The sequence below is a fragment of the Streptomyces sulfonofaciens genome, from assembly GCF_014656295.1.
In the GTDB taxonomy this organism is placed as follows: Bacteria; Actinomycetota; Actinomycetes; order Streptomycetales; family Streptomycetaceae; genus Streptomyces; species Streptomyces sulfonofaciens.
Map to the genome: position 1 here is coordinate 198,942 of NZ_BNCD01000004.1, position 22,147 is coordinate 221,088.

Consider the following 22,147-nt stretch of genomic DNA (forward strand, 5'->3'; position numbering starts at 1 on the left):
GTCGGCCAACACTGTCCGGTACCCGCCCGCCCACCCGGTCGGCCCACACCCGACCCGTACGGCGCATCCTGCCCGCTCCACCCGCCCGCACCGGCCCGTCCACGGGCACCCAGCGCCCCCCGTGCGCCCGTCCGCCTCCTGGACGGACCGGCGCCACGGAGCCACTCCCCGCTACGCTGGCCGGGTGCGTCTTCCCGCCGGAAGCCGCAAAGCCGACAGCCGTCGCATCCAGGGAGCACTCTCATGGCCTCGTCGCCGACCCCCTCGACCCCTCCGACCGCCCCCGGAAGCCGGGCACGCATCGCCGCCCTCCGCGAAGCCCTCGCCACCCGCGTCGTGGTGGCCGACGGAGCCATGGGCACCATGCTCCAGGCGCAGGATCCCACCCTCGAGGACTTCCAGGACCTGGAGGGCTGCAACGAGATCCTGAACGTGACCCGCCCCGACATCGTCCGCTCCGTCCACCAGGAGTACTTCGCGGTGGGCGTCGACTGCGTGGAGACCAACACCTTCGGTGCCAACGCCTCCGCCATGGGCGAGTACGACATCGCCCACCGCATCCACGAACTCTCCGAGGCGGGCGCGCGGATCGCCCGCGACGTCGCCGACACGGTCACCGAGGAGACCGGACAGCAGCGCTGGGTGCTCGGCTCGATGGGCCCCGGCACCAAGCTTCCCACCCTCGGCCACGCCCCCTACCAGGTGCTGCGCGACGGCTTCCAGCAGAACGCCGAGGGCCTGATCGCCGGCGGCGCCGACGCGCTCATCGTCGAGACCACCCAGGACCTGCTGCAGACCAAGGCAGCCGTGCTGGGCGCCCGGCGCGCCATCGAGGCGAGCGGCACCGACCTCCCCGTGCTGTGCTCGCTCGCCTTCGAGACCACCGGCACCATGCTGCTCGGCTCGGAGATCGGCGCCGCGCTGGCCGTCCTCGAACCGCTCGGCATCGACATGATCGGCCTCAACTGCTCCACCGGGCCCGCCGAGATGAGCGAGCATCTGCGCTACCTCACCCGTCACTCCCGCATCCCGCTGCTGTGCATGCCCAACGCCGGTCTTCCGGTGCTCGGCAAGGACGGTGCGCACTTCCCGCTCGGCCCGGACGGCCTCGCCGACGCGCAGGAGACCTTCGTCCGCGAGTACGGGCTCTCCCTCGTCGGGGGCTGCTGCGGCACCACCCCCGAGCACCTGCGCCAGGTCGTGGAGCGGGTCCGCGGCACCGCGCCCACGCCCCGCGACCCCCGCCCGGAGGCCGCTGCCGCCTCCCTCTACCAGGCGGTGCCCTTCCGCCAGGACACCGCGTACCTGGCCATCGGCGAGCGCACCAACGCCAACGGCTCCAAGAAGTTCCGCACCGCCATGCTGGAAGGCCGCTGGGACGACTGCGTGGAGATGGCCCGCGAGCAGATCCGCGAGGGCGCCCACATGCTGGACCTCTGCGTGGACTACGTCGGCCGGGACGGCGTCGCCGACATGGCGGAGCTGGCCGGCCGCTTCGCCACCGCCTCGACGCTGCCGATCGTGCTGGACTCCACCGAGGTCGACGTGCTCCGCGCCGGCCTGGAGAAGCTGGGCGGCCGGGCCGTACTCAACTCGGTCAACTACGAGGACGGCGACGGCCCGGAGTCCCGGTTCGCCAAGGTGACCGCCCTGGCCCGCGAGCACGGCGCGGCACTGATCGCGCTCACCATCGACGAGGAGGGCCAGGCCCGCACCGTCGAGCACAAGGTCGCCGTCGCGGAGCGCCTGATCGCCGATCTGACCGGCACCTGGGGCGTGCTCGAGTCCGACATCCTCATCGACTGCCTGACGTTCACCATCTGCACCGGTCAGGAGGAGTCGCGGCGCGACGGCATCGCCACCATCGAGGCGATCCGCGAGCTGAAGCGCCGCCACCCCGACGTGCAGACCACGCTCGGCCTGTCGAACATCTCCTTCGGCCTCAACCCCGCCGCCCGGATCGTCCTCAACTCCGTCTTCCTGGACGAGTGCGTCAAGGCGGGCCTCGACTCGGCGATCGTGCACGCCTCCAAGATCCTCCCGATCGCCCGCCTCGACGAGGAACAGGTCCGCACCGCCCTGGACCTCATCTACGACCGGCGCCGCCCCCAGCAGGGCGACCAGCCCGCCTACGACCCGCTCCAGCGCCTGATGGAGCTGTTCGAAGGCGTGGACACCAGGTCCATGAAGGCCGGCAAGGCCGAGGAACTCGCCGCCCTCCCCCTGGAGGAGCGCCTCAAGCGGCGCATCATCGACGGCGAGAAGAACGGCCTGGAGGCGGATCTCGACAGTGCGCTGGAGACCCGTCCGGCGCTCGACATCGTCAACGACACGCTGCTCGACGGCATGAAGGTGGTCGGCGAGCTCTTCGGCTCCGGCCAGATGCAGTTGCCGTTCGTCCTGCAGTCCGCAGAGGTGATGAAGTCGGCGGTGGCCCACCTGGAACCGCACATGGAGAAGTCCGAGGAGGGCGGCGCGGAGGGCAAGGGCACCATCGTGCTGGCGACCGTCCGCGGAGACGTGCACGACATCGGCAAGAACCTCGTCGACATCATCCTCTCCAACAACGGCTACCGCGTCGTCAACCTCGGCATCAAGCAGCCCGTCTCGGCGATCCTGGACGCCGCGCAGGAGCACCGGGCCGACGTCATCGGGATGTCCGGACTGCTCGTCAAGTCCACCGTGATCATGAAGGAGAACCTGGAGGAGCTGAACCAGCGCGGGCTCGCGAGCGACTACCCGGTCATCCTCGGCGGTGCCGCCCTCACCCGCGCGTACGTCGAGCAGGACCTCCACGAGCTCTACGGGGGAGAGGTGCGCTACGCGCGCGACGCGTTCGAGGGCCTGCACCTCATGGACGCCCTCATCGCGGTCAAGCGGGGGGTGCCGGGCGCCGCGCTGCCCGAGCTCAGGCAGCGCCGCGTCAGGGCCGCCGCGACCGCGGTCGAGGAGCGGCCCGAGGTCGGCACCGTCCGCTCGGACGTCGCCACCGACAACCCCGTGCCCACCCCGCCGTTCCTCGGCAGCCGCGTAGTCAAGGGCATCCCGCTGGGCGACTACGCCTCCTGGCTGGACGAGGGTGCGCTCTTCAAGGGGCAGTGGGGCCTCAAGCAGGCCCGCACCGGCGAAGGGCCCTCGTACGAGGAACTGGTCGAGTCGGACGGCCGGCCCCGGCTGCGCGGCTGGCTGGAGCGGCTGCACACCGAGAACCTCCTCGAAGCGGCCGCCGTGTACGGCTACTTCCCGTGCGTCTCCAAGGGCGACGACCTGATCATCCTCGACGAGCAGGGCAACGAGCGCACCCGCTTCACCTTCCCGCGCCAGCGCCGCGGCCGCCGCCTCTGCCTCGCCGACTTCTTCCGGCCCGAGGACTCCGGCGAGCAGGACGTCGTGGGCCTGCAGGTCGTCACCGTCGGCTCCCGGATCGGCGAGGCCACCGCCCGGCTCTTCGAGGCCGACTCCTACCGGGACTACCTCGAACTGCACGGCCTGTCCGTGCAGCTCGCCGAGGCCCTGGCCGAGTACTGGCACGCCAGGGTCCGCGCCGAGCTCGGCTTCGGCGGCGAGGACCCCGCCGACGTCGAGGACATGTTCGCGCTGAAGTACCGCGGTGCCCGCTTCTCGCTCGGCTACGGGGCCTGTCCCGACCTGGAGGACCGGGCGAAGATCGCCGAGCTGCTCGAACCCCAGCGGATCGGCGTGCGGCTCTCGGAGGAGTTCCAGCTCCATCCCGAGCAGTCCACCGACGCGATCGTGATCCATCATCCCGAGGCGAAGTACTTCAACGCCCGATAGATGTGATGTATGCCACACCGGGCTCTTCGTGGTCCACCATGGCGGGCCCGGTGCGGTGCGGCTCCGGCACGCGGCGGGCGACACCACCCGACCGCGGTCCTGGAGCCGTACACTGGTCGGTCCAGCGCCGGCCGGTCGCCTCTCCGCCAGGGAGGCGACCGGCGTTCTCGTCCCGCACGGAGGTGCACCCGGATGACAAGTACCGTCCCCGCTGTCGGTAGCCACATGGCCGAGGGATCCGCCTTAAGGGCCGTGCTGCTCGACATGGACGGCACGCTCGTGGACACCGAGGGATTCTGGTGGGACGTCGAGGTCGAGGTCTTCGGCGGCCTCGGCCACGCCCTCGACGAGGCATGGCGCCATGTGGTGGTCGGCGGCCCCATGACCCGCAGCGCTGCCTTCCTGATCGAGTCCACCGGTGCCGATCTCACCGTCCCCGAGCTGACCGTGCTGCTGAACCAGGGCTTCGAGGAGCGCATCGGCAGGGCGCTGCCACTGATGCCGGGCGCGAGCCGGCTGCTGGCCGAACTGGCCGCCCACGACATCCCGACCGCCCTGGTGTCGGCCACGCACCGGCGCATCATGGACCGCATCCTGGTCTCGCTCGGCCCGGAGCACTTCAGGCTGACCATCGCCGGCGACGAGGTCGAACGGACCAAGCCGCACCCGGACCCGTATCTGCTGGCCGCGGCCGGCCTTGGTGTGCAGCCGGCCGAGTGCGCCGTCATCGAGGACACCGCCACCGGCGTGGCCTCCGCGGAGGCGGCGGGCTGCCGGGTCGTCGCGGTGCCGTCCGTCGCCCCCATCGCGCCGGCCGACGGACGCACCATCGTCGCGTCCCTCGAAGAGGTCGACCTGGCCTTCCTGCGGGACCTGATGGCACTCCCCATGAGTGCATGATCGTTTTTCGGCCACCTGCGCCCGCCGGGCCCCGGGCCCGGCGGGCTGCCGTGTGCGACGGCACGCCCGCTTTGTATGGCTTGACGTGTGATCTTTGCCACGTCGTCGAGGATTGATCTGTTCTCCTCCGTATGCCGCCATCGGCGGGAACCGGTCCATGTCGGTGTCCTTGTGTCCTGATTGCGGATGTCCTGTGCGAAACCTTCCTCTGTACTGCTTTCGGTGTGTCCACGACCGGTCTCGTACGGTAACGGAGGGATGGTGCCCGCCCCCGTCGGGCCTTTGGGGGCGCGGACTAATCTCGTCGCGACAGCGACCGCCACATCCCCCACCGCCCCGTCGGCGCACCGTTTTCCGTGCCCGGGGCGCGGGACCGAAAGCCCTGGAGACATTCGAGGATGAACCGCAGGTCCTTGGTGCTGCCGGCCGTCGTCGGCCTCCTCGCCCCGGTACTCGCCGCCTGCGGCGGATCCGGAGGCGGTAGCGACGACAAGGCCATCGTGGTCGGCACCACCGACCGGTTCTCCGTCTCCAAGGAGGTGCCCGCCCCGCTCGACCCCGCCTACGCGTATGACGCGGGCGCCTGGAACGTGCTGCGCCAGACCCTCCAGACCCTGATGGCCCTGCCCAGGGGCGGCGGCGATCCGGTGCCCGAGGCGGCCCGCCGGTGCGGCTTCACCGACACCGGGGACGAGCGGTACGCCTGCACCCTCCGCTCCGGGCTGGCCTTCGCCAACGGCGACCCCGTCACCGCCGCCGACGTGAAGTACTCCGTCGAGCGGGTGCTGCGCATCAAGGCCGACGGCGGGCCCTCGGGCCTGCTCTCCAACATCGACGTGGTCGAGACCCAGGGCGACAGCAAGGTCGTCTTCCACCTCAAGACGCCGGACGCCACCTTCCCCTACAAGCTGGCCACCCCCGCCGCCGGGATCGTCGAGCCCTCCCACTACCCCGCCAACCGGCTCCGCACCGGCTTCGAGGTCGACGGCTCCGGCCCCTACCGGCTCCGGGCCCAGGCGGTCAAGGGCACCCTGGTCAAGGCCGTATTCACCAAGAACCCGCACTACACGGGCGACCTGCACCCCAAGAGCGACCGGGTCGAGCTGCGCAGCTTCCCCGAGGACCCGGACGCCATGGGCCGGGCCCTGGAGAAGGGTGACATCGACCTGATGGCGCGCACCCTGTCGCCCGAGCAGATAAAGAAGTACACCGAAGACCCCGGCGGCAGCGTCAACCTGGTCGAGTCACCCGGCCTTGAGATCCGCTACCTCGCCTTCGACACCGATGCGCCGCCCGTCGAGAACAAGGCCGTCCGGCAGGCCATGGCGCAGATCGTGGATCGCGGCGCCCTCGCCTCCCGCGTCTACGGGAGCACCGCCGAGCCGCTGTACTCGCTGGTTCCCGCCACCATCACCGGCCACACCAACGCCTTCTTCAACACCTACGGCAACCCCAGCCCCGCCAAGGCCCGCGACATCCTCAAGAAGGCCGGTGTCAGCACCCCCGTCAAGCTGACGCTGCACTACACCACCGACCACTACGGCCACGCCACCGAGAAGGAGTTCGAGACGCTGCGGCAGCAGCTCGACAGCAGCGGACTCTTCCGTGCCGACATCGTGGGCACGCCCTGGAACCAGTACCGCGCCCAGCAGCTCAAGGGCCGCTACGCCGTCTACGGCCTGGGCTGGTTCCCCGACTTCCCCGACGCCGACAACTTCATCGCGCCCTTCCTCGACAAGGACAACTTCCTCGCCTCGCCCTACGCCAACCGCACCATCCGCGACGAGCTGATACCGCAGTCCCGTCGTGAGGCGGACCGGCTCAACGCGTCGAACAGCCTCACCCGGATCCAGGACATCGTCGCCGACGACGTACCGGTGCTGCCCCTGTGGCAGGGCAAGCAGTACGTGGCCGCGCGCGATGACATCCAGGGCGCCGAGTGGGCCCTCGACACCTCATCGAACCTCCAGTTGTGGGAGCTCAGCCGCGGCGTCAGCGACTGACCCACCGAGCAGAACGACCGAGACACAGCACATGCACATGACCTTGCGCAAACGGTGGCCGGCCCTCGTCCTCGCCGCCGGACTGGCCGGGGCCCTCCTCACGGGCTGCGGCAGCAACCAGGGCGGCTCCGCCGGGACGGGAGAGCCGGTGGTCGTGGGCATGTCCGACGACGTGCTGGCGACCGACCCGGCCTCCGGCTACGACCCGGGCTCCTGGCTGCTGTTCAACAACGTCTTCCAGTCGCTGCTCAGCTTCCCCAAGGGCGCCACGGAGCCCGCACCGGAAGCGGCCCGCTCCTGCGGGTTCACGAACACCCGCAGCACGGTCTACCGCTGCACCCTGCGGGACGGACTGAAGTTCAGCAACGGCGACCGCCTCACCGCAACCGATGTGAAGTACTCCTTCGACCGGATGATGCGCATAAACGATCCTGCGGGTCCGGCCGTCATGTTCCCCACGCTCGGCAAGGTGGAGACACCCGACGCGCACACCGTCGTCTTCACCCTCAAGGTCCCCGACGCCACCTTCCCCAGCAAGATCGCTTCCGGCGCCGGATCCATCGTCGACCACCGCGCCTACCCGGCCGACCGGCTGCGCACCGACGGCAAGGCCATCGGCTCCGGCCCCTACACCCTGGACTCGTTCGGCAAGAAGCAGGCCGTCTTCGGGATCAACGCCCAGTACAAGGGCACCGCCCACGTCCGCAACTCCGGCGTCACCCTCGCCTTCTTCCACGGCGACCAGCAGCGCCTGAAGCAGGCGCTGCTCGACAACGACGTCGACCTCGCCTACCGCGGCCTGGCCGCCAAGGACATCGCCGACATCCAGCAGGACGCCGCCAGCGACAGCAAGGGCATCGACGTGGTCGAGGGCACCAGCGCCGAAGTCCAGCACCTCGTCTTCAACATGGCCGACCCGGTGGCCGGCAGGCTTGCCGTACGCAAGGCCATCGCCTACCTGATCGACAGGAACGCCCTGATCAACAAGGTGTACGACAACACCGCCACCCCGCTCTACTCGATCATCCCGGCGGGCATCGTCGGCCACAACACGGCCTTCTTCGACACCTACGGCCCCCATCCGCAGCCGGCCAGGGCCGAGGAGGCGCTGCGCGCCGACGGCATCACCGGCAAGGTCAAGCTCACGCTGTGGTCCACCCCGTCCCGCTACGGTCCCGCGACGGACCAGGAGCTCAGGACCATCGCCGACCAGCTCAACGCCAGCGGCCTCTTCGACGCCGACATGAAGTCCGTCGCCTTCGACCAGTACCAGCGCGACATCAAGAGCGGCAAGTACGGCGTCTACGTCAAGGGATGGGTGCCCGACTACCCGGACCCCGACAACTTCACCCAGCCCTTCTTCGGTGCCGGCAACGTTCTCGACAACCACTTCGAGAACCGGACGATCACCAAGGACATCATCCCGAGCACCGACGCGCGGAGTGACCGCACCGCGACCATCGGGGACTACGGCAGGCTCCAGGACATCGTCGCCGACGACCTGCCCATCCTGCCCGTCTGGCAGGCCAAGCAGTACGCGGTCGTGCACGGCAACGTCTACGGTGTGGAGAACTGCCTCGACCCTTCGACCGTGTTCCGCTTCTGGGAGATCAGCAAGGACTGAGGCACGGCACCCGGCGGGCCCGGCGCCACCAGGGCGCCCGGGCCGCACCGGTCACTGCGCGCCCGGCCGGACCAGACCGCTCTCGTAGGCGTAGACCGCGGCCTGCACCCGGTCCCGCAGACCCAGCTTCGTCAGCACGTGCCCGACATGGGTCTTCACCGTCGTCTCGCTGACGAACAGGTCCGCGGCGATCTCCGCGTTCGACAGTCCGCGTGCCACCAGTTTGAGCACCTCCACCTCGCGCTCCGTGAGCGTGTGCAAAGTGTCGGGCACCGGGTCGTCACCCGAGGGAAGGTGGCCCGCGTACTTGTCGAGCAGCCGGCGGGTGATGCTCGGCGCCAGCAGCGCCTCGCCCGCCGCGACCACCCGGATCGCCTGGACCAGCTCGTTCGCCGGAGCGTCCTTCAGCAGGAAGCCGCTCGCCCCCGCCCGCAGCGCCTCCACCACGTACTCGTCCAGGTCGAACGTCGTCAGGACCAGTACCTTCGCCGGGCCGTCCCGGCCCGGCCCCGCGATCTGGCGCGTGGCCTCCACACCGTCCATCCGCGGCATCCTGATGTCCATCAGCACCACGTCGGGTTGCAGCGCCCGCACCTGGTCGAGGGCCTGCAGACCGTCCCCGGCCTCGCCGACGACCGCGATGTCCTGCTCGGCCTCCAGGATCATCCGGAAGCCCGTGCGCAGCAGCGGCTGGTCGTCGACCAGCAGGACGCGGATGGCCACGTGTGTCTCCTTCGCTAGTGGGGCCCCATTCTGCCCTGCGGGCCCTCGCCCGACCCAGCCGCCCCGAGCGGCAGGGCAAGGGGCAGCGGATACGGCGGGGGAGTGCCGCCGAACTCCGGACACACCGCACGGTGGTCGCACCAACCACACAGCTTCGAGGGCCGCGGCCGCCAGTCACCCGTCTCGGTCGCCAGCCGGATCGCCTCCCACAGCGCGTGCAGCTTGCGCTCCACCGCCTCCAGGTCCGACTGGACCGGGTCGTGCGTCACCACGTCACCACTGCCGAGGTAGACGAGCTGGAGACGGCGCGGGACGACCCCCTTCAGACGCCACACCACCAGTGCGTAGAAGTTCATCTGGAACAGCGCGCCCTGGGCGTATTCGGGGCGCGGCGCCTTGCCCGTCTTGTAGTCGACGATGCGCACCTCGCCGGTCGGGGCGACGTCGACCCGGTCGATGATCCCGCGCAGCCGAAGGCCCGAGTCCAACCGGGTCTCCACGAACAGCTCGCGCTCCGCCGGTTCCAGACGCGTCGGGTCCTCCAGCGTGAACCAGCGCTCCACCAGCTCCTCGGCCTCGGCGAGCCAGCGCGAGAGGCTCGCGCCCGCCTCTTCCTCGCCCTCGTCCGAGAACAGCTCCGCAAGCTCGGGGCGGGCCTGCCGCAGCCGCTCCCACTGCCCCGGTACCAGTGACTTCGCCCGGGGCGCGGTGCGCTGCGCCGCGGGCGCGTCGAACAGCCGCTCCAGCACGGCGTGCACCAGCGTGCCCCGCGTGGCCGCCCTGCTCGGCTTCTCCGGCAGCCGGTCGATCACCCGGAAGCGGTACAGCAGCGGACACTGCATGAAGTCGCCGGCCCGCGACGGCGACAGCGACGCCGGCCACGCCGCGCCCCCGCCCCGGCCCGCCCCGTGCCGCGCCGCCGGACCTGCGCCCGCAGCGCCGCTCCCGCCCGCGCCTTCGGCACCGTCCGCGGCTTCGCCACCGCCCGCGCCGTCGGCCCCGTCTGCGCCGCCCGTGCCGACTGCGTCGACCCCGGCCGGGTCGATCCGGTCCTGCGCGGTGCCTCCGCGCTCCCCGCCGGCCGCACCGCCCCCGCCCTCAGTGCCGGCCACGCCGGCCGCGCTGCTCTCCATGAGCCAAGACCCTACGACCCGCCACTGACACCCCGGCGCATACCATCGACGCCAGACCCTCTCGCCCTGCATGATCAGGAGCGAGGAACGCTTCGAACGAGGGGACATCGTGGACGAGAGCGGCGGGAGCGGGCAGCCGCTGTCGGGCGACGGCGGCACGGACGACCGCGACGCCGATCGGGAACACCCCGGGACCCCTCGGTGTTCTGGAGGAACAGAGCACCCACAGCAATCCGAGGGCAACGTGGCACGCCCAGAGCACACCCAGGAAACCGCGAGCACCGCCGACACGGCGAACACCGCAGACACCGCGAACACCGCCGGCGCCCCGAAGGCAGCGGACAGCGCGGCGGCAGATCGAGCGCCGGCCGCGGGTCCCGCCGGCATGGACACCTCCCGAGCAGCATCCGGCGAGTACCCGGGTCCCCCGGACGGGGCCGGCACCGGTGGCCCGCCGCCAGAGCCCATCGGCACCACCACCCCGCCGCCGGGCAAGCCCGGGCCGCCCCGCAAACAGGGGCCGGGCGGCGGCATCCTCATGGGGCGCCCGTTCGGCGTGCCCGTCTACGTCGCCCCGAGCTGGTTCCTCGTCGCCGCCCTCATCACCTGGGTCTTCGGCGGACAGCTCGAACGCGTCCTGCCCGAGCTCGGCGCCGCCCGCTACCTCGTCTCCCTCTTCTTCGCGGTCGCCTTCTACGGTTCCGTCCTCATCCACGAACTCGCCCACACCGTGGCCGCGCTCCGCTTCCACCTGCCCGTGCGCCGCATCCAGCTCCAGTTCTTCGGCGGCGTCTCGGAGATCGAGAAGGAGTCCGAGACACCCGGCCGCGAGTTCACCCTCGCCTTCGTGGGGCCCCTGCTCTCCCTCGTCCTGTCGGCCGTCTTCTACGCGGTCCTGCAGATCGTCGAACCGGGCACCGTCCCCGGTGTGCTCCTCGCCGGGCTGATGGCCTCCAACCTGATCGTCGCCGTCTTCAACCTCCTGCCCGGCCTGCCCCTCGACGGCGGCCGGATGCTCCGCGCCGTCGTCTGGAAGATCAGCGGCAAACCCATGACCGGCACCGTCGCCGCCGCCTGGGTCGGCCGTGCCCTCGCCGTCGCCGTCCTCGTCGGCCTGCCGCTGCTCACCCAGACGGGCGCGCTCGGCTCGCGCGCCGCCGACACCACCGGCATGGACACCCTCACCAACGCCCTGCTGGCCGCGATCCTCGCCGCCATCATCTGGACCGGCGCCGGCAACAGCCTGCGCATGGCCCGGCTCCGGGAGCACCTGCCGGAACTGCGCGCGCGCTCGCTCACCCGGCGCGCCGTCCCCGTGCAGAGCGACACGCCCCTGTCCGAAGCGCTGCGCCGCGCCAACGAGGCGGGTGCCCGCGCGCTCGTCGTCGTCGACCCCCAGGGCGGCCCCCTCGCCGTCGTGCGTGAGAGCGCCATCGTCGGCATCCCCGAGCACCGCCGTCCCTGGGTCCCCGTCAGCGGGCTGGCCCAGGAGCTCACCGACGGCATGCGCGTCTCCGCCGAGCTGGCGGGGGAGGAGCTCCTCGACGTCCTGCGCACCACCCCCGCCACCGAGTACCTCGTCGTGGAGGCGACCGGCGAGATCTACGGCGTGCTGTCCGCGGCCGACGTCGAGCGCGCCTTCGTCAAGGCCATGGCCCGCCCGAGCTGACCCCCGCCCGCGCGGTCCGAGCCCGTCCCGCCGACCGGTAGGCTGGTCACATGTCCGAACCGACCGGTGCCGCCCGCCGCCGCGGGCCCTTCAAGGTCGGGGACCAGGTCCAGCTCACCGACCCCAAGGGACGCCACTACACGTTCACGCTCGAAGCCGGGAAGAACTTCCACACCCACAAGGGATCCTTCCCCCACGACGAGCTGATCGGCGCCCCCGAAGGCAGTGTTGTCCGCACCACGGGGAGCGTCGCCTACCTGGCGCTGCGCCCCCTGCTCCCCGACTACGTCCTGTCCATGCCACGCGGTGCAGCCGTGGTCTACCCGAAGGACGCGGGACAGATCCTGTCCTTCGCCGACATCTTCCCCGGCGCCCGTGTCGTCGAGGCAGGCGTCGGCTCCGGATCCCTCAGCGCCTTCCTGCTGCGGGCCATCGGCGACCAGGGCATGCTGCACTCCTACGAGCGCCGCGCGGACTTCGCGGACATCGCCCGGCAGAACGTCGAACGCTACTTCGGCGCTCCCCACCCCGCCTGGCAGCTCACCATCGGCGATCTCCAGGACCACCTCTCGGACACGGACGTCGACCGCGTCATCCTCGACATGCTCGCCCCCTGGGAGTGCCTCGACGCCGTCTCCAAGGCCCTCGTACCCGGCGGCATCCTCTGCTCCTACGTCGCCACCACCACCCAGTTGGCGCGCACCGTCGAGTCCATCCGCGAGATCGGCTGCTTCAACGAGCCCACGGCCTGGGAGACGATGATCCGCAACTGGCACATCGAGGGCCTCGCCGTCCGGCCCGACCACCGCATGATCGGACACACCGGCTTCCTGCTCACGGCCCGCCGCCTGGCCGACGGGGTGGAGCCCCCGATGCGCCGCCGCAGGCCCGCCAAGGGTGCCTACGGCGAGGACTACGCGGGCCCCAACGCGGACGGGGGCACCCCCCGCTAGCACCGCCGGGCCCGCGGGCGGCGGCGGTCCTCCGGCTCCGAGTGCGCGCAGCGGTGCGGCACCCGCGGAAGCGTGCGTGCCCGGGGCTGGTGTGCACCCGCACACCGGTACCGGCCACCGCCGATCACCGCCGGCCCACGCCGAACCACTCCGGATCACCGCCGCCGACCGGCAACCCCACCCGGCCGCCGTCCAGTTCCCCACCCGGGGCCCGGACGGCGGCCCCTTCGCAAGCGCGGGCGAGCCCCGGCCGCCGACGCCCTCCCGCGCCCGCTCCCCGGCCCCGCACGCCCGCTCCCGCACCCGCCCTCCCGTTTGCCTGACGCAACGGCAGCCCGCCGGCACCCCGGCGTTCCCCGGCCCTGTGAGATATGGCACCATGCTGGCCACCCACCCCGCCTGACCCCTGCTCCCCGCCGGCACAGCCTCCACAGGAGACCCTCCTAGTGCAGCAATCCGTTGTCCCGGAACTCGCACTCGCACACACCGCGACCCGCCCCATCCACTGGGTCGCCACCGCCACGGCCGTCGCCGCGGTCGTCGCCCTCTCCGGCTTCCTCCAGCCCGGCGCCGCCACCGCCACCGCCGCCCGATCGGGCGCATCCGCGACCACCAAAGCCGCCCCCCACGCGACCGCGCTCCCCGCTCCCGACCCCGGCGCCGTCAGCTACCCCCTGGAGTGCGGCCCGGCCAAGGCCCTCGTGCAGAGCTCGGCCACCGGCGACCTCGACGGCGACGGCCGCCCCGAGACCCTCGCCGTCGTGCACTGCGACGCGGGATCCGGTACCCCGCCGGACGCCCTCTACGTACTCACCGCGCCCGCCGACGACCAGAGCGCCGCCGCCCGCGTCGTCGCCACCCTCGTCGACCCCGGGGACCGCGACACCGTCACCGGCCTCACGGTGCGCAACGCCACCGTCACCGCCACCCTGCTCGGCTACTCGTCCCCCGATGTGCCGAGCTGCTGCCCCGACCAGCGGCAGAAGGCCGCCTGGACCTGGCGCGACGGGGCGTTCCGGCGCTCCACGCCGGCCCAGGCGCGCACCGTCTGAGCCGGACCTCGCCACCGAGGGGCCGGCGGCGGCGGTCGGGGCACGCGGCCGTCCTGCCGGGTGCCTCCGGCGGCGGAGATCGCCACCCGCAGCGAACCGGTCACTCCGCGTCCCGACCGTTCGGGCCGTGGATCTCCACCTTGTCCGAAATGCACCGCGCATGGATACACTCTCCAGGACGCTCCCTCGCGGAGTCACCGACATCCCGCGGCAAACGGAACCGGCACGGGCACCGTCGCCCGGGGTTCCCGCAGCGGCGGGCCGCTCCCCGTTCCCCCCTCCCCTCTGCCTCTGCCGGACCACCGATACCCAGCCCCGGGACCTCGGGCGCATACTGGGCGCAGACGCCCTCGCCCGCATCGAGGCCCTGACCCGCCCGGACCCCCGGACCGGAATATCCCGACCCGGCGTCGGTCTTCTGCCCAGCGGTCTCTCCGCCCCGTCCTACGCCGCGACAAGCCGGCCATTCGCCGAGCAAGTCCGGCCAGTGCGGACGGGTGTTGACCGCACCAACCACACAACTGTCAGCTTCCCGATGTTGTCCCAACGTAGTTGGGTGGGTATTCCCCTGGCGTGAGGGAGAGCGCAAGGGTGAAGATCGGACACACCCCGACCGTCTTTGTGATCTAGGGGTTTCAATCGACACCCACCCAGGTAGGGTCAGGAAGCGTCCAGCTCCCTTTGGAGGAGGTGAGGACCGTGGCAGCCCACGACGACGACATGAACCGCGGCATCCGGCCCGGTCGAGGGTCCGAGGACCCGGCCGGACAGATCGCCTACCTTGAGCAGGAGATCGCCGTCCTGCGCCGCAAGCTCGCCGACTCTCCGCGTCACACGAGGATTCTCGAAGAGCGGATCGTCGAGCTGCAGACCAACCTGGCCGGCGTCTCCGCGCAGAACGAGCGACTCGCCAACACGCTCCGTGAGGCCCGCGACCAGATCGTGGCCCTCAAGGAGGAGGTCGACCGGCTCGCGCAGCCGCCGGCCGGCTTCGGCGTCTTCCTCGCGGCCAACGAGGACGGCACCGCCGACATCTTCACAGGCGGCCGCAAACTCCGCGTGAACGTCAGCCCGAGTGTCGAGCTCGACGAACTCAAGCGCGGCCAGGAAGTGATGCTCAACGAAGCACTCAACGTGGTCGACGCCTTCGAGTTCGAGCGCGCGGGAGACATCGTCACCCTCAAGGAGATCCTCGAGGACGGCGAGCGGGCCCTGGTGCTCGGACACACCGACGAAGAACGCGTCGTCCGACTCGCCGAGCCCCTGCTCGACGTGACCATCCGCCCCGGTGACGCGCTCCTGCTCGAACCCCGCTCCGGCTATGTGTACGAGGTCATTCCGAAGAGCGAGGTCGAAGAGCTCGTCCTGGAGGAAGTCCCCGACATCAGCTACGACAAGATCGGCGGTCTCGGCGGCCAGATCGAGATGATCCGCGACGCCGTCGAGCTCCCCTACCTCTACCCCGACCTCTTCAAGGAGCACGAGCTCCGGCCGCCCAAGGGCGTCCTGCTGTACGGCCCGCCCGGCTGCGGCAAGACCCTTATCGCCAAGGCCGTCGCCAACTCCCTCGCCAAGAAGGTCGCGGAGGCCACGGGCCAGCCCGCGGGAAAGAGCTACTTCCTCAACATCAAGGGGCCGGAACTCCTCAACAAATACGTCGGCGAGACCGAGCGGCACATTCGCCTCGTCTTCCAGCGGGCCCGTGAGAAGGCCAGCGAAGGCACACCCGTCATCGTCTTCTTCGATGAAATGGAATCCCTTTTCCGTACGCGTGGCTCGGGTGTCAGCTCGGACGTGGAGAACACCATCGTCCCGCAGCTTCTCGCCGAGATCGACGGCGTCGAGGGCCTGGAGAACGTGATCGTCATCGGTGCCTCCAACCGCGAGGACATGATCGATCCCGCCATCCTGCGCCCCGGCCGGCTCGATGTGAAGATCAAGATCGAGCGGCCGGACGCCGAGGCGGCCAAGGACATCTTCGCCAAGTACCTCACGGCCAGGCTCCCGCTGCACGCCGACGACCTCGCAGAACACGGCAGCGACAAGGGCGCCACCGTCCAGGGCATGATCCAGTCCGTGGTCGAGCAGATGTACGCGGAGTCCGAGGAGAACCGCTTCCTGGAGGTCACCTACGCCAACGGTGACAAGGAAGTCCTCTACTTCAAGGACTTCAACTCCGGCGCCATGATCGAGAACATCGTCGGACGCGCCAAGAAGATGGCCATCAAGGCCTTCCTCGAGCAGAACCAGAAGGGCCTGCGCGTCTCCCACCTCCTCCAGGCATGTGTGGACGAGTTCAAGGAGAACGAGGACCTCCCCAACACCACCAACCCGGACGACTGGGCCAGGATCTCCGGAAAGAAGGGCGAGCGGATCGTCTACATCCGCACCCTCGTCACCGGAAAGCAGGGCGCAGACACCGGCCGCTCCATCGACACGGTGGCGAACACCGGACAATACCTGTAAACACAGGGTGGCTGCGGGTGCCCTCACCGGGGTACCCGCAGCCAACTGTTTTTCCAGCCGTCACCCACCCCGACCCAATGACCGAAATGATCGCCCCACCAGCGCAAAGGCGTTCTAGGCTCTCTCGTACCGCCGAGTCGCGCAGTGCGGGGAAGCGCACCGCACACCCGCGCAACCCGCGGTACACGAGCGCCGTCCCCGCCCGGGGGCGCCGCCGCCTGGCAAGGAGGGCCGCATGACCGTACGGCGAGTAATGGGCATCGAGACGGAGTACGGCATCTCCGTCCCCGGCCACCCCAATGCCAATGCCATGCTCACCTCGTCCCAGATCGTCAACGCCTACGCGGCCGCGATGCAACGGGCCCGCCGTGCCCGCTGGGACTTCGAGGAGGAGAACCCCCTACGGGACGCACGCGGTTTCGACCTCGCCCGCGAGGCCGCCGACGCCAGCCAGCTCACCGACGAGGACATCGGCCTGGCCAACGTCATCCTCACCAACGGGGCACGCCTGTACGTCGACCACGCACACCCCGAGTACAGCGCCCCCGAGGTGACCAACCCGCGCGACGCCGTCCTCTGGGACAAGGCGGGCGAGCGCATCATGGCCGAGGCCGCCGAACGGGCCGCCCAGCTACCCGGCGCCCAGCCCATCCACCTGTACAAGAACAACACCGACAACAAGGGCGCGTCCTACGGCACGCACGAGAACTACCTGATGAAGCGGGAAACCCCCTTCTCCGACATCGTGCGCCACCTCACGCCCTTCTTCGTCTCCCGCCAGGTCGTCACGGGGGCCGGCCGCGTCGGCGTCGGCCAGGACGGCCACGAGCACGGTTTCCAGCTCAGCCAGCGCGCCGACTACTTCGAGGTCGAGGTAGGTCTCGAAACCACCCTCAAGCGCCCCATCATCAACACCCGCGACGAGCCCCACGCCGACGCGGAGAAGTACCGCCGCCTCCACGTCATCATCGGCGACGCCAACCTCTCCGAGATCAGCACCTACCTCAAGCTCGGCACCACCGCCCTGGTCCTCTCCATGATCGAGGACGGCTTCATCGCCGTCGACCTCGCCGTCGACCAGCCCGTGCGCACCCTCCACGACGTCTCCCACGACCCCACGCTGCAGCGCCTCGTCACCCTCCGCAGCGGCCGTACGCTCACCGCGGTACAGCTCCAGATGGAGTACTACGAGCTGGCACGCAAATACGTCGAGGAACGCTACGGAGGCGACGCCGACGACCAGACCAGGGACATCCTCACCCGATGGGAGGACGTCCTCGGCCGTCTGGAGCGCGACCCCATGAGCCTCGCGGGAGAGCTCGACTGGGTGGCCAAGCGCGAGCTGATGGAGGGCTACCGGCGCCGCGACAGCCTCGACTGGGACTCCGCACGGCTGCACCTGGTCGACCTCCAGTACGCCGACGTACGGCCCGACAAGGGCCTCTACAACCGGCTGGAGGCCCGCGGCAAGATGAAGCGCCTGCTGGACGAGACCGAGGTGACCCGGGCCCGCACCCAGCCGCCGGAGGACACCAGGGCCTACTTCCGGGGCCGCTGCCTGGACCAGTACGCGGACGACGTCGCCGCCGCCTCCTGGGACTCCGTGATCTTCGACCTGCCCGGTCGGGACTCACTCCAGCGGGTACCCACCCTGGAGCCCCTGCGCGGCACGCGGAACCACGTCAAGGAGCTGCTGGACCGCTGCCGTACGGCGGAGGACCTGGTCAGGGTCCTGTCGGGCGGCTGACGGAGCCACCGCCCCGGCCCGCCGGGCCAGGGCTGAAGAAGCCACCACCAGGGAATCATGCAGGTGGTTCCCGGACTTGCAGTAACTGCAGGGCCGATGTCGGACCCTGCTTGTAGGGTCTGATCTTGTACGACTGGTTACGGTCGACATGTCGAAGTCTCGAACCGAGCGGGGTGAGGGTCATGGCAACGAAGGACACCGGCGGCGGACAGCAGAAGGCCACACGCAACACCGACGAGGTGGACGAGCAGACGCAGGACGCGCAGGCGTCGGACGACCTCAAGGAACGCCAGGAGAAGCTGAGCGATGACGTCGACTCCGTGCTGGACGAGATCGACGATGTCCTGGAGGACAACGCCGAGGACTTCGTGAGGTCTTTCGTCCAGAAGGGCGGACAGTAACCACATCCGTGAACGGGGAATCGTGGTGTTCCCGGGGCCGGAGGAACCTGCAGGCAGAGCCGTCCGCACGCAGCGGGCGAGCTGAGGCCGGCCCCCGGGCGCACCGCGGGGTTCGCCCGGCGGGGCACCACAGGAAGCGCCGGCCGACCGAGGACGGAACGTGCGCCCCGAGACGCCCGCGTCCGTGGGGCGCGCGTTCTGCCGCGTGCGGTGTCCCCCGGTGGCCGTGCCCGGGTGCCCGGGTGCCCGGGTGTGCGGCCGGGGCGTACAGCGAGGAGTGCCGCAGGGGTGCCGCACCGCGACCGCCTCCGGCGGCCCGGCGGCGCCCCGGTCCGGCCGCCTCCCGCGGGGGTTGCGTGTGATCTCGCCCTTGCTCCCGCGGCGCATGTGGATCACCGCCACAACACGGGTAGGGTCCGTGGCGTACTGTGCTTCAACTGCAATTCGGCCATCGGCAAGTTGGGAGATGATCCCGACACTGTTCGTCGGGCTGCCGTCTACTCGGAAGGAAAGTCGTGGAAGCCAACAGTCGTAGTACCGGGCGTCTACCAGCTGCCTTCCTGACACCTGGGTCCTCGTCCTTCATGGACTTCCTGTCCGCGCACCAGCCGGAGATGCTCCCGGCGAACCGCGCGCTGCCCGTGGTGCAGGGTGCGCTGGAGGTGCCGCACGGCACGACGATCGTGGGGGTCACCTATCCGGGCGGCGTGGTGCTCGCCGGTGACCGGCGGGCCACGATGGGCAACGTCATCGCGCAGCGCGATGTGGAGAAGGTCTTCCCCGCGGACGAGTACTCGGCCGTGGCGATGGCCGGCGTCGCCGGCCTCGGGATCGAGATGGTGAAGCTGTTCCAGCTCGAGCTGGAGCACTTCGAGAAGGTGGAGGGCACCACACTGTCGCTGGAGGGCAAGGCGAACCGGCTCTCCACGATGATCAGGTCGAATCTGTCGATGGCGATGCAGGGCCTGGCGGTGGTCCCGATCTTCGCGGGTTGGGACGTGGACCGCGGGAAGGGCCGCATCTTCACCTACGACGTGACGGGCGGCCGCTCGGAGGAGCACGGGTTCGCCGCGACGGGTTCCGGTTCGGTCTATGCGCGGGGGGCGATGAAGAAGCTCTACCGCGACGACCTGACCGAGGAGCAGGTGACGACGCTGGTGGTGCAGGCGTTGTACGACGCGGCGGACGACGACTCGGCGACGGGCGGTCCGGACATGGCGCGGCGGATCTTCCCGCTGATCGCCGTGATCGGTGAGGACGGCTTCCGCAGGCTGTCGGAGGCGGAGTCCTCCGAGATCGCCCGCTCGGTGCTGGAGCGGCGCCTTGAGCAGCCCGACGGTCCTCGGGCTGCGCTGCTCTGATCGGGTTGTCGCTGGTCAGCGAGAGCCTCGGTAGACTTAACCTCTGACAGAAAGGGACGGACAGCCGGTGTCGACGCCGTTCTATGTCTCACCCCAGCAGGCCATGGCCGACCGGGCGGAGTACGCGCGCAAGGGCATTGCCCGGGGCCGCAGCCTGGTCGTCCTGCAGTACGCCGACGGCATCGTGTTCGTCGGCGAGAACCCGTCCCGTGCGCTGCACAAGTTCAGCGAGATCTACGACCGCATCGGTTTCGCGGCGGCCGGCAAGTACAACGAGTACGAGAACCTGCGCATCGGCGGTGTCCGGTACGCGGACCTGCGCGGCTACACCTACGACCGGGACGACGTGACGGCCCGCGGTCTTGCGAACGTGTACGCGCAGACGCTCGGCACCATCTTCTCGAGCGCGGCGGAGAAGCCGTACGAGGTGGAGCTGGTGGTCGCCGAGGTGGGGGAGACCCCGGAGGGCGACCAGATCTACCGGTTGCCGCACGACGGCTCGATCGTGGACGAGCACGGGTCGGTGGCGGTCGGCGGCAACGCCGAGCAGATCAGCGGCTACCTGGACCAGCGGCACCGGGACGGGATGACGCTGGCGCAGGCGCTGAAGCTGGCCGTGCAGGCGCTGTCGCGGGATACGAACGGCAGCGAGCGGGAGATTCCCGCGGAGCGTCTCGAAGTGGCCGTGCTGGATCGCACACGGCCGCAGCAGCGGAAGTTCAAGCGGATCGTCGGGCAGCAGCTCGCGCGCCTCCTGGAGGCGGAGGGCGCCTCGCAGGAGCCGGCCGGCGAGGGCCCGCAGGGCGCGGGTTCCGAGGCGTCCTCTGACGGACCGGACGCCCCGGGGTCCGGCGGGTCGAAGGACGAGGGCGCCTCGGGCCCGGACGACCCGGGGGCGTGAGCCCCGGGGGTGCTGAGCACTCCCTGACACCGCTTGTGATCGGTGCCCGGCCACCAGGGGTGGCCGGGCACCGTCATGTCCGGGGCGGGGCAGGTGGCAGCGCCCCGGGCCTTCGGCGGCGCTTCCCCCGGCTCCCGCCGCGTGCGCGACCCGGCCGCCGGTGCCCTTCCCCGCAGGCGCTCACGCTCCAGCCGGGGGAGGGCCGGTGGAGCCGCGTACGACGAGATGGACGGGGAGGGTGTCGGGGGCGGGGCGGTGGCCCTCCAGGAGGGCGAGGAGGGCGGTCATGCCGTGCTCCCCGACGGCCTCCGCGGGCAGGCGGACGGTCGTGAGCTCGGGTTCGATCGCGGTGGCGAGGGTGACGTCGTCGAAACCGGTGACGGAGATGTCCTGGGGGATGCGGAGCCCCAGGCGGCGGGCGGCCTTGCAGGCGCCGGCGGCCATGGTGTCGTCGTCGCAGACGAGGGCGGTGGGGCGGGGGCGGCCCGGCGCGGTGAGGGCGGCGTGCACGGCGGCGCGGGCGGCGTCGGTGGTGAGGGGGGCCTGGATGCGGTCGACGGTGGCGCCGGTGCCGTGCAGGGCGGTGGCGAGTGCGGTGGCGCGGCTGTGGAAGGTCCAGGCGTCGACGGCGGCGGCCAGGTGCAGGAAGCGGCGGTGGCCGAGGCTGAGCAGATGGCGGGTCACCTGGCGCATGCCGTCGGCGATGTCGGGGTTGACGGTGGCGGCGCCGGGGCTGTCGGCGGGGTCGCTGTCGAGCATGACGAGGGGGAGCCGGTCGCCGCGGATGGCGGTGAGGGCGTGGGCGGCCATGGACGAGGCGATGACGCCGTCCAGGGCCGCGGACGCGGAGGCGAAGGGGTCGCTGATCGGCGGGGTCTGAACGGGCGCCGCGGCGGGCGAGCGCCGGGCGGGCGCGGTGGCCTGGGGGCTGGTGTGCAGGACGATGCCGAAGCCGTGGCGGTCGGCGACCTGTGCGGTACCGGTGTGCACGCGCGCGAAGAACTCGTTGGTGAGGGCGGGGACGACGAGCAGGGCGGTCCTGGTGCTGCCGAGCCGCAGGCTGCGGGCCGCCAGGTTGGGGCGGTAGCCGAGGTCGCGGGCGGCGGTGCGGACGCGTTCCGCGGTGGCCTGCGAGACGCGGCCGTGGGCCTTGCCGCTGAGCACGAGGGAGACGGCGGCCTGGGAGACCCCGGCGGCGCGTGCGACATCGCGGCTGGTGGGCGCCTGGTCGCCGCGGGGGCGCCTGTCGGCTGGTTGTCCGGTGGTCACCGGTGTGGCCTTCCTGTTGCCGGGCCCTCGCCGGGTGCCTGGCTGCGGGGCTGGGCCGAAGTGCGGTGGTGGACCGCGGTCCGCGGACATGGTACGTATGAGCGCGAGACGTTATACGTAAAACTAGAGGGTGCGTGCCGTGGTGGTGCC

At 70.8% G+C, this 22,147-nt stretch carries 16 protein-coding genes; 13 read left to right on the forward strand and 3 right to left on the reverse strand.

Annotation, left to right across the window (positions count from 1 at the left end; genetic code table 11):
- Window positions 1-243: 243 nt before the first annotated feature.
- The 4 genes from metH (at window position 244) to IE313_RS09000 (ending at window position 8,322) form a co-directional block, all read left to right on the forward strand.
- Window positions 244-3,795: a methionine synthase gene (gene metH / locus IE313_RS08985; protein ID WP_189930442.1), complete on the forward strand. Its 3,552-nt coding sequence runs from the start codon at window positions 244-246 to the stop codon at window positions 3,793-3,795.
- A gap of 192 nt (window positions 3,796-3,987) precedes the next feature.
- The gene (locus IE313_RS08990) at window positions 3,988-4,695 is read left to right on the forward strand and encodes an HAD family hydrolase (RefSeq protein ID WP_189930443.1); all 708 of its coding nucleotides are present in this window, start codon (window positions 3,988-3,990) and stop codon (window positions 4,693-4,695) included.
- 398 nt (window positions 4,696-5,093) lie between these two features.
- A complete protein-coding gene (locus tag IE313_RS08995; RefSeq protein ID WP_189930444.1) occupies window positions 5,094-6,698 on the forward strand; it encodes an ABC transporter substrate-binding protein in 1,605 nt (534 codons plus the stop codon).
- 37 nt (window positions 6,699-6,735) lie between these two features.
- Window positions 6,736-8,322, forward strand: a complete 1,587-nt coding sequence (locus IE313_RS09000; RefSeq protein ID WP_189930445.1) for an ABC transporter substrate-binding protein — start codon at window positions 6,736-6,738, stop codon at window positions 8,320-8,322.
- 51 nt (window positions 8,323-8,373) lie between these two features.
- Here IE313_RS09000 and IE313_RS09005 read toward each other — a convergent pair whose 3' ends face one another.
- A complete protein-coding gene (locus IE313_RS09005; RefSeq protein WP_189930446.1) occupies window positions 8,374-9,045 on the reverse strand; it encodes a response regulator in 672 nt (223 codons plus the stop codon).
- A gap of 14 nt (window positions 9,046-9,059) precedes the next feature.
- Window positions 9,060-10,178 carry a RecB family exonuclease gene (locus IE313_RS09010; protein WP_229924488.1) on the reverse strand — a complete coding sequence of 373 codons (1,119 nt, stop codon included), beginning with the start codon at window positions 10,176-10,178 and terminating at the stop codon, window positions 9,060-9,062.
- 109 nt (window positions 10,179-10,287) lie between these two features.
- Here IE313_RS09010 and IE313_RS09015 point away from each other — a divergent pair, with 109 nt between their 5' ends.
- From IE313_RS09015 to prcA, 9 genes are all read left to right on the forward strand, one after another.
- The gene (locus IE313_RS09015; protein WP_189930690.1) at window positions 10,288-11,847 is read left to right on the forward strand and encodes a site-2 protease family protein; all 1,560 of its coding nucleotides are present in this window, start codon (window positions 10,288-10,290) and stop codon (window positions 11,845-11,847) included.
- A 50-nt stretch (window positions 11,848-11,897) separates the two neighbouring features.
- Window positions 11,898-12,800 (forward strand): tRNA (adenine-N1)-methyltransferase, encoded by a 903-nt coding sequence (locus IE313_RS09020; protein ID WP_189930447.1) that lies wholly within the window; start codon window positions 11,898-11,900, stop codon window positions 12,798-12,800.
- 446 nt (window positions 12,801-13,246) lie between these two features.
- Window positions 13,247-13,852, forward strand: coding sequence for a hypothetical protein (locus tag IE313_RS09025; protein WP_189930448.1), 606 nt, complete (start codon window positions 13,247-13,249; stop codon window positions 13,850-13,852).
- A 699-nt stretch (window positions 13,853-14,551) separates the two neighbouring features.
- Entirely contained in the window at window positions 14,552-16,318 is a 1,767-nt protein-coding gene (gene arc / locus IE313_RS09030; protein ID WP_189930449.1) for a proteasome ATPase, read from the forward strand.
- A gap of 235 nt (window positions 16,319-16,553) precedes the next feature.
- Window positions 16,554-18,065 carry a depupylase/deamidase Dop gene (gene dop, locus IE313_RS09035; RefSeq protein WP_189930450.1) on the forward strand — a complete coding sequence of 504 codons (1,512 nt, stop codon included), beginning with the start codon at window positions 16,554-16,556 and terminating at the stop codon, window positions 18,063-18,065.
- A gap of 182 nt (window positions 18,066-18,247) precedes the next feature.
- Window positions 18,248-18,466, forward strand: coding sequence for a ubiquitin-like protein Pup (locus tag IE313_RS09040; protein ID WP_189930451.1), 219 nt, complete (start codon window positions 18,248-18,250; stop codon window positions 18,464-18,466).
- Window positions 18,467-18,853: 387 nt separating this feature from the next.
- Window positions 18,854-19,030, forward strand: coding sequence for an endonuclease domain-containing protein (locus IE313_RS35055; RefSeq protein ID WP_373316952.1), 177 nt, complete (start codon window positions 18,854-18,856; stop codon window positions 19,028-19,030).
- A complete protein-coding gene (prcB, locus tag IE313_RS09050) occupies window positions 18,982-19,827 on the forward strand; it encodes a proteasome subunit beta (protein ID WP_189930452.1) in 846 nt (281 codons plus the stop codon). The genes IE313_RS35055 and prcB overlap by 49 nt, the downstream gene beginning before the upstream one ends.
- Before the next feature lie 67 nt (window positions 19,828-19,894).
- Window positions 19,895-20,728, forward strand: a complete 834-nt coding sequence (gene prcA / locus IE313_RS09055) for a proteasome subunit alpha (RefSeq protein ID WP_189930453.1) — start codon at window positions 19,895-19,897, stop codon at window positions 20,726-20,728.
- A 180-nt stretch (window positions 20,729-20,908) separates the two neighbouring features.
- Here the strand turns inward: prcA and IE313_RS09060 are convergent, their stop codons facing one another.
- The gene (locus IE313_RS09060; protein ID WP_229924489.1) at window positions 20,909-21,997 is read right to left on the reverse strand and encodes a LacI family DNA-binding transcriptional regulator; all 1,089 of its coding nucleotides are present in this window, start codon (window positions 21,995-21,997) and stop codon (window positions 20,909-20,911) included.
- Window positions 21,998-22,147: the final 150 nt, after the last annotated feature.

Bases quoted from the DNA above. Each gene is read 5' to 3' on its own strand.
- IE313_RS09000 (WP_189930445.1), top strand. From the start codon at position 6,736: ATGACCTTGCGCAAACGGTGGCCGGCCCTCGTCCTCGCCGCCGGACTG.
- IE313_RS09020 (WP_189930447.1), top strand. From the start codon at position 11,898: ATGTCCGAACCGACCGGTGCCGCCCGCCGCCGCGGGCCCTTCAAGGTC.
- metH (WP_189930442.1), top strand. From the start codon at position 244: ATGGCCTCGTCGCCGACCCCCTCGACCCCTCCGACCGCCCCCGGAAGC.
- IE313_RS09040 (WP_189930451.1), top strand. From the start codon at position 18,248: ATGGCAACGAAGGACACCGGCGGCGGACAGCAGAAGGCCACACGCAAC.
- IE313_RS08995 (WP_189930444.1), top strand. From the start codon at position 5,094: ATGAACCGCAGGTCCTTGGTGCTGCCGGCCGTCGTCGGCCTCCTCGCC.
- IE313_RS08990 (WP_189930443.1), top strand. From the start codon at position 3,988: ATGACAAGTACCGTCCCCGCTGTCGGTAGCCACATGGCCGAGGGATCC.
- dop (WP_189930450.1), top strand. From the start codon at position 16,554: ATGACCGTACGGCGAGTAATGGGCATCGAGACGGAGTACGGCATCTCC.
- IE313_RS09010 (WP_229924488.1), bottom strand. From the start codon at position 10,178: ATGGAGAGCAGCGCGGCCGGCGTGGCCGGCACTGAGGGCGGGGGCGGT.